This window comes from Desulfurispora sp. (assembly GCF_052744395.1).
The window spans coordinates 26,184-32,309 of sequence record NZ_JBRAJI010000034.1; the positions used below are offsets into that span (position 1 = coordinate 26,184).

At 57.5% G+C, this 6,126-nt stretch carries 6 protein-coding genes; all 6 read right to left on the minus strand.

All coding sequences use genetic code 11. The annotated features are described in order from the left end of the window. Positions 1-5 precede the first annotated feature (5 nt). The gene (flgM, locus tag ACUVTU_RS09755) at positions 6-302 is read right to left on the minus strand and encodes a flagellar biosynthesis anti-sigma factor FlgM (protein ID WP_445889774.1); all 297 of its coding nucleotides are present in this window, start codon (positions 300-302) and stop codon (positions 6-8) included. Between the two features lie 96 nt (positions 303-398). Next, positions 399-1,604, minus strand: coding sequence for a protein-glutamate methylesterase/protein-glutamine glutaminase (locus tag ACUVTU_RS09760; protein WP_445889775.1), 1,206 nt, complete (start codon positions 1,602-1,604; stop codon positions 399-401). After that, entirely contained in the window at positions 1,591-3,726 is a 2,136-nt protein-coding gene (locus tag ACUVTU_RS09765) for a chemotaxis protein CheW (protein ID WP_445889776.1), read from the minus strand. The genes ACUVTU_RS09760 and ACUVTU_RS09765 overlap by 14 nt, the downstream gene beginning before the upstream one ends. 56 nt (positions 3,727-3,782) lie before the next feature. After that, positions 3,783-4,235 (minus strand): chemotaxis protein CheW, encoded by a 453-nt coding sequence (locus tag ACUVTU_RS09770; protein ID WP_445889777.1) that lies wholly within the window; start codon positions 4,233-4,235, stop codon positions 3,783-3,785. A gap of 25 nt (positions 4,236-4,260) precedes the next feature. Continuing rightward, a complete protein-coding gene (locus ACUVTU_RS09775) occupies positions 4,261-5,043 on the minus strand; it encodes a flagellar motor protein (RefSeq protein ID WP_445889778.1) in 783 nt (260 codons plus the stop codon). 32 nt (positions 5,044-5,075) lie between these two features. Further along, on the minus strand, positions 5,076-5,882 hold the full coding sequence (locus ACUVTU_RS09780) for an OmpA/MotB family protein (protein ID WP_445889779.1): 807 nt from the start codon (positions 5,880-5,882) through the stop codon (positions 5,076-5,078). Between the last annotated feature and the right edge of the window lie 244 nt (positions 5,883-6,126).

Sequence of the window (6,126 nt, forward strand, 5' to 3'; positions counted from 1 at the left end):
GCCGGTCAATCCAGCAACTCTTCCTTGAGTCCGCCGGCAATGGCCCGGCAATCAATCCGGTATGTTCCCGATGCAATTTGTTCGCGCAACCTGTCCACCAGTTCCTGCCGCACAGCGGGGACCTCTTGCAGGGCCGCCCGGAAAGTGGCCAGCGCTCTGCCCCGGGTGGATATATCCGCCCGGTCGGCCTGTTCCCCCGCTACCGGAGAATTGTAGTCGCTCGCACCGGCTCCTCTGGTCCGGCTGTTATACAGGCGAAGCAGTTCCGCCATCCCGTTGTAAGGGGTAATTTTCACGGCCATCTCCCCTTTACCCGCACACTGCAAAGCAATATCAAAAACACTATCCGGTTCTATATCTCTTATCGACTTTTTCAGGCGCCAACTTGAGAGAGCGGATCAAATATTTTTCACAATTTCCGCAGCAATTTCCGGCAGCGGCAGCACCCGGGCCGCCGCGCCCAGCTCCACGGCCGCTCTGGGCATACCATAGACCACACAGGTGCTCTCATGCTCGGCAATAGTTAAACCTCCCCGGCGGTAAATAGCCTGCATACCCCGGGCCCCATCCCGGCCCATGCCGGTGAGCAGCACCCCCATGCACTGATTGCCCAGCACATCGGCTGCGGAAAGCATGGTCACATCCACCGACGGGCGAAAACCACCCGGCGGTACCGGCCCCCTCCCGGGATCCAGGACTATCCGGACATCCCCCGGACGGCCGCGAAAAGTCAGGTCATAGCCTGCCGGCGCCACCAGCACCTCACCCGGACGCAGCAATTCATCCGGCCCGGCATGGCGCACTTTAATGGCCGACTTGCGATCCAGGTGCTCGGCCATGGGCGCGGAGAATCCCACCGGCAGGTGCTGCACCACCACCACCGCTGCCCCTAAATCGGCCGGCAGGCGGGGGATAATCTGCTGCAGGGCGGCCGGACCGCCAGTGGAAGACCCGATCACCACCAGCTGAAACCGGCCGGGCTGGGGGGAGGGAACGGCCGGCGGCCCGGCCTCCCCGGTGGCAGCAGTGCGGGCAGCAGCTGTCATACTGGCACCGGCCGGGACGCCGGCCGGCCAGCGTCTCCCCAAACTGCCGGCAGTACCGGGGAGGCCACCGGTTGGTGCCGGCACCGGCTGGCCATACTGCAGCGGACGCCTGCCGGCCGGCGACCATTCCGGGCGGCTGACCGGCCGGCGCAATACCGCCTGCGCTGCCGCCCGCACTTTAAAGCGCAGGTCATGGACCATGGGCATCATATCTTCCCGGCGGGCCGGCTTGGCTACAAAATCCACCGCCCCCAGGGAAAGCGCCTGGATGGTGGCCTGGGCCCCTTCCGTAGTGTGGGCACTGAGCATCACCACCGGAACCGGATGCTGGCGCATCAGCCGTTCCAGCGTGGCCAGCCCGTCCAGTACCGGCATCTCCACATCCAGCGTGACCACATCGGGGCGCAAGCGCAGCGTTTTTTCCAGCGCTTCCTGACCGTTGGCCGCAATATCCAGCACCTTGATGGGCGGCTGCTGCGCATCCTCTTCCAGAAAGCGGGCAATCAGCCGGCGCATCAAGGCCGAATCATCCACCACCAGCACATTAATTGGCGGCATATACGCTCTCCTCTACACCTATTTCCTTCACCAGGCCGCGGGCATCAACAATCAGGGCCACCCGGCCGTCACCCAGAATGGTAGCACCGGAAAGGCCGGCGATCTGCCCCAGATAGCTGCCCAGAGATTTGATCACGATTTCCTGTTCTCCAATCAACCGGTCCACAATAATCCCCACGCGCCGGTCGGCCGAACCCAGCACCACCACGAAAATCCGCCCTTCCGGCGGCCGGTTTTCCAGACGGAAAATGTCCGCCAGATGCACCAGCGGCAGAACCTGCCCCCGCACCACAATAACCTTGCTGTGCCGCACATACTTGATTTCTTCCGGCCGGATGGCCAGGGTTTCCTGCACATTGCTCAGCGGGAAAGCATAAACCTGCTCGCCCATCCCCACCATCAGGGCGCGGATGATGGCCAGAGTGAGAGGCAGCTTGATGAAAAACGTGGTACCCTGGCCGGGAGTAGTGGTAAACTCCACCGTCCCGTTGATCTGCTCGATCTGGTTGCGCACTATGTCCATACCCACACCGCGCCCGGAAACATCGCTGACCACGGCGGCTGTGGAAAAACCGGGTTGAAAGATCAGCTCCAGTGCCTCCCGCTCCCCCATCCGGGCTGCAGCATCGGGCGAAAGCATGCCCTTGCGCACGGCGCTTTCCTTAATCTTTTGCGCATCCAGCCCGCGCCCGTCATCCGAGAGAGTAATCACAATATGGCTTTCCACATAGGATGCTTTCAGCAGCACCCGACCGGCCCGCGGCTTGCCCAGCCGCACCCTTTCTTCGGGCGGTTCGATGCCATGATCAATGGCGTTGCGCAGCAGGTGAATGAGCGGGTCACCGATCACTTCAATGACATTGCGATCCAGTTCGGTTTCCTTGCCCTCAACAACAAAGTCAATTTCTTTGTTCATTTTCTGGGCAATATCCCGCACCATGCGCGGCAGGCGGTTAAAAACAGTGGCTACCGGCAGCATGCGCGCTTTCATGATTTCATCCTGCAAGTCGGTGGTCACCTGCCCCAGGTGATTGGATATTTCCACAATATCCTCCACCAGATCATCCGAACCGAACCGGCCTTCAAACACTTCCACAAACCGATCCAGCCGGGTGCGATCAATCACCAATTCCCCCACCAGATTCATCAGGGTATCCAGTTTCTGCACATCCACCCGCACTGTTTTGATGGTCGTGGGAGCAGCACTTTTTTCCGGAATGGCAACCGCCCTGGGCGCACTATCTGTATGGTTAACTACATCCTGTTGCTGGTCTCTGCTTACCCCCAACTCTCTATCAGTTGCTTCTTCTTTTTCATCTTCCATCAAGATAGGCAAAACCTGCACACTGCTCACTTCCGCAATGGACATGAGCAGATTGGACAGGCTGTCGGCATCCTCCTTACTGAGCAGAACCACGGAAAAACCGGTGTCATAGCGGCCCTCCTGCAGGTCCTCGGCCGGGGGCAGGCTCTTGATAATCTCGCCGTTTTGCTGCAGCGTCTCAAAAACCAGGAAAGCCCGGACATTTTTCATCTGGCAGGCTGGATCAATGCCCACGTTAATCCAGTAAGCCTGGTAGCCTCGCAGCTCGGCTTCCTGCGCCACGGCCCGGGTTGCCTCATCCAACTCCCCTATGCCGTCCGGAGCAGTCGCTGCCGGCTGGTCTCCCGTCAGCCGGACCGCTGCTGCCGCTCCTCCCTTACCTTTGTCCTGGACATCCGCAGCTGCGGGCACAGCCTCCTGGCAGACCTGCTGGCAGTGCCGCAGCTGGTCAATGACCTGGGTGATATCCACTTCGCCGCCCTCACCGGTGATTTCGTCCTTGAGCGCTTTCAAGGTGTCCAGAGATACGAACAGCACATCCACCAGCGGCGTAGTCACCTGCATTTTACCCTGCCGCAACATATCGAACAAATTCTCAATTTCATGGGTCAGCCGCATCATTTTATCATAACCCATGACGCCGGAAGAGCCCTTGATGGTGTGGGCAGCCCGGAAGATCTCCTGAATAACTTCCGGGCTCCCTCCTTCCTGTTCCAGCCGCAACACATTGTCATTTATTGACTGGATCTTTTCTTCCAGTTCCTCCATAAAAACCATCATTTCCACATCACTGAACATTGCTTATCCCTCCCCTACTGACAGCTTCAGTCCAGCCATTGCTCCGGAATGGCCTTTTAGTTGACCAGTTCCTGCAACTTTTGTCTCTCGCCAACCTGCAGCACCCGGTTCATATCCAGCAGAATAACCATCCGGTTTTCTAGCAGAGCGATACCCCGGATGCATTCCACCCCGCCCAGCAGCCCGGCGGAAGGCGGCGGCTGAATCTGCTGTTCGTTAACCCGCAGCACTTCACTTACCCCGTCTACCAGCAGACCCACTTTCACCCCATCCGATTCCACAATCACCACGCGGTGCGTATCAGTGTCCCGGGCGGAAGGCAAACCAAACCGCCGCGCCAGATCCATCACCGGAATCACCGTGCCGCGCAGATTGATCACGCCTTCGATAAAATCCGGGGTACCGGGCAAAGCCGTCACACCGGCAGGACGAATGATCTCCAGCACCTGATTGATGCCAATCCCATACAGTTGCTCGCCAAGCCAGAATACCACCAGTTGCTCTTCCATATGTCTGACCACCTTCCCCGCTCAATTATTCTTCTTCCCTGGCCGTTTTGGACTGCTGCTGCAGATCCGGTTTCAGGAAAGCGGACAGCCTTTCCCGAATCAACATGGGGTTGTGCCCGGCCTGCAGCGAAGTTATACCCTCGATAACGATTTGTTTAAGAATGATCTCCTTTTTGCTCATGTTCTTCAGCTTGGTCGCCAGCGGCAGCCAGAGAATATTGGCGCTGCCCACACCGTATAGAGTGGCCATGAACGCCACTGCAATGGCCGGCCCCAGCGAACTGGGATCGCTCATGTTGCCCAGCACGTGCACCAGGCCCATTACCGTACCGATAATGCCCATAGTGGGAGCATAACCGCCGGCCGCCTCAAAGATCAGCGCTCCCAGATGATGCCTTTCTTCTGTAGCATAAAGTTCGGACTCCATGATGTTTTGCACCAGCTCCGGATCCGTGCCGTCCACCACCAGCTGCAGGCTCTTGCGCAGGAAGGGATCATCCAGTTCACCCAGCCTGTTTTCCAGATAAAGCAACCCTTCCCGCCGGGCCTCGTCAGCCAGGCGCACAATTATTTCAATCACATCCGTGGGATTTTGCTGGCGGGGAAACATAGCAATGCGAAAGATTGCCGGAATGCTTTTCAGTTCCTCCATAGTAAAGCCCACAACAGTGGCGCCCAGCGTACCGCCAAAAACAATCAGGGCGGCCGAAGGCTTGAACAGGGCGGCCAGGTGCCCGCCTTCCATCAAAAAACCGCCCGCCAGAGAAAAAAGCGCCAGAAAAAAACCGCCTACCAGTGCTAGATCCATACTCGCAACCACCCCCTACATTATATGCATTATTATTGGCTACTGGAAGATCCTGTGTCTAAAGACCTGGATTGACCATTTTCAGACAGGCTTTTCAGCTTGTATCCCGGTTCGCTCTCACTGAACTTGCTGCTCAGGATAACAATATCCACCCGCCGGTTTTGCTGTCGATTGGCATCCGAGGTGTTGGGCAGCACGGGACGGTACTCGCCAAAGGCCAGTGCCGACAGCCGCTGCGGACTAATCCCGTAAACCTCGCTCAGCTCGCGCAGCACATTGGTAGCCCGGGCAGCGGATAATTCCCAGTTGGAAGGAAAGCGGGCCGTATGTATGGGCAGGTTGTCAGTATGCCCCTCCACCCGCAGGTAGTTGGGGGTTTGCTGGAGAATGGGCGCCACCTGTTTTAACAGCGTCCGGGCCGCCGGGGTCAGCTCCGCCTCACCCAGGCGAAACAGCACCTGCTCCTGAAAAGAAAGCACCACTCCCCGCTCTTCCTGGCTAACGTGAATTTTGGCGCTCAGACCGGCCTGCTGCACCATTTTTTCCAGCTGCTGTTTCACTTCATGTAGTTTGGCCTGATCGCCCACCATTTGGTCCCGGGGGGTTCTACCCGCCAGGCCCTGCACTATTGAAGGACCGGGAGCATCCAGCATCATCCCACCAGCTCCCATGGCCTTATTCAGGGAAGCCGACAGGTATTGAAACTTCTTTACATCAATCTGGCTGAGAGTAAACAGCACAATAAACAGGACCAGCAGCAGCGTGATCATGTCCGCATAGGTAATCAACCAGCGCTCGTGGTTTCCTGCACTTTCCGCCTGTTTTTTCCTTCTGCTCAAACCGCTTTCCGGCCCCCTCGCGGATCAATTTGTCGAAAAGTGTTTTATTAGAAACTTCGTTGATTAATATTCGCCCTACTCTTTTTTCTTCCTTCCATTACTGTGAAGAAAAACCTGATTTTGCAACAAAGTGCTTCATGATATTCCAAAAAAAATCCCCCGGCGCAATGCCGGGGCCAATTAATATTTTACCTGGATCCGTGATACCATCTCACCAATAACCATTTTCAGGCATAATCTGGGT

What these genes read in the sequence shown, in the direction of transcription:
- flgM (WP_445889774.1), bottom strand. Translation starts at nt 302, where the DNA reads ATGGCCGTGAAAATTACCCCTTACAACGGGATGGCGGAACTGCTTCGC.
- ACUVTU_RS09760 (WP_445889775.1), bottom strand. Translation starts at nt 1,604, where the DNA reads ATGCCGCCAATTAATGTGCTGGTGGTGGATGATTCGGCCTTGATGCGC.
- ACUVTU_RS09765 (WP_445889776.1), bottom strand. Translation starts at nt 3,726, where the DNA reads ATGTTCAGTGATGTGGAAATGATGGTTTTTATGGAGGAACTGGAAGAA.
- ACUVTU_RS09770 (WP_445889777.1), bottom strand. Translation starts at nt 4,235, where the DNA reads ATGGAAGAGCAACTGGTGGTATTCTGGCTTGGCGAGCAACTGTATGGG.
- ACUVTU_RS09775 (WP_445889778.1), bottom strand. Translation starts at nt 5,043, where the DNA reads ATGGATCTAGCACTGGTAGGCGGTTTTTTTCTGGCGCTTTTTTCTCTG.